The organism is Thermogutta sp. (genome assembly GCF_014359955.1).
Classification (GTDB): Bacteria; Planctomycetota; Planctomycetia; order Pirellulales; family Thermoguttaceae; genus Thermogutta.
In genome coordinates, this window is the sequence record NZ_JACIYL010000957.1 from 1 (window position 1) to 1,498 (window position 1,498).

Genomic DNA, 1,498 nt, shown 5'->3' on the forward strand with positions numbered 1-1,498 from the left:
TGGGCCGGGGACACTGGGCCGCCAGAATCTCCAACGACTGGGCCAGCGATAAACCTGCTCGCACCGCGTTGGCAAGGGTCACCATGGCATCGGCCAGTTGATCCTCGATTTTCCGCCGATAATACTCGGCCATCCGCCGCAGAAGATACCACGGCGCGGCCAGCAGTAATACGGCCGCCAAAATCGCGAAGATAAGGCTGTCCACCACCAGCCAGAAGCCAAAAAAAGCCACGGCAATGCCGACCAGCCAGAGAATGAGCCAGAACCTGACCCGTGTGGTCCTCACCCGCAAGCGCCGCAGCTTATCGGTGACGTCGGCCTCCATCCAGGCGAATGCCTGGGCAAGCCAATCACGAGCGCTGTACACCAGGATCGCAGCCGCGATTCCCGAGCACAAACAGCCCAGCAGGAGTAAATCCTGGTTTCCCGTCATACCCGAATCCTCCGGTCCTCGCCGATGGCTTCGTGCTGAGGACCCGTGCCCCCAGGGGCAGCCTGCACGGATTGATAGCCTTCCCCGTAGAGAAAGTTGAGGTCCAGCAGGTCCTTTTCCACCAGTGAGTCGATGAAGGTGGGAAGATAGCCGGTCGGCTCCAGGGACTGGCCATTCCGGAAGTTGAAGATGTCGTGCATGATGACGCTTTTCGTCTCGGGATCGACGCCCACGACCTCGGTGATTTCCGTGATCACCCTCCTTCCACCCGGCAGCCGCGAGATGTGGACGATCAGATCGATCGCCGAGGCGATTTGCCGGTGAATGGAGTAAATCGGCAAATCGGCCGCCATGAGGATGAGCACCTCCAACCGTTCGATCACCTCTCGCGCGGTGTTCGCATGGAGCGTCGTCAGCGAGCCGTCATGGCCGGTATTCATCGCCTGAATCATGTCGAGGGCTTCCGGCCCACGGCATTCACCCACGATGATCCGGTCCGGCCGCATCCGCAGCGCATTGCGGACCAGATCGCGGATGGTGTACGCTCCCTGCCCTTCCACGTTGGGCGGCTTGGCTTCGAGGGTGACGACATGCTCCTGATGAAGACGGAGTTCGACCGTGTCTTCGATGGTGATGATCCGTTCTTTGAACGGGATGAAGCTGCTCAGGACGTTAAGCAGTGTGGTTTTCCCTGCCCCTGTGCCCCCGCTGACGAGGATGTTCTTTCGATCGATGACCGCCGCCCGAAGAAACGTGGCAGCCGCTTTGGTGATCGACCCCAATTCGATGAGATCATCCATCGTCATCCGCTGCAACGGGAATTTTCGAATCGTCAGGCATGGTCCTTTCACAGCCAGCGGCGGGATGATGGCGTTGACGCGGGAGCCGTCGGGTAACCGGGCATCGACAAGGGGCTGACTCTTGTCGATCCGCCGCCCCACCTGGGCCACAATCCGCTCAATGATCGCTTCCGTCACCTTGTCCGAGATGAAACGCCGTCCCGACTTTTCGATGACGCCGTTGCGTTCCACGTAAATCTGATCCTTGCCCACCACCATGATTTCC

2 protein-coding genes are annotated in these 1,498 nt (G+C 59.9%); both read right to left on the bottom strand.

Annotated elements, in window-relative coordinates; translation table 11 throughout:
- Positions 1–433 (bottom strand): hypothetical protein (locus H5U08_RS18535; protein ID WP_297036557.1); only part of this gene is annotated, 433 nt, incomplete at its 3' end.
- The coding region (locus H5U08_RS18540) for a CpaF family protein (protein WP_297036559.1) at positions 430–1,498 on the bottom strand (1,069 nt) is incomplete at its 5' end. The genes H5U08_RS18535 and H5U08_RS18540, both read right to left, overlap by 4 nt.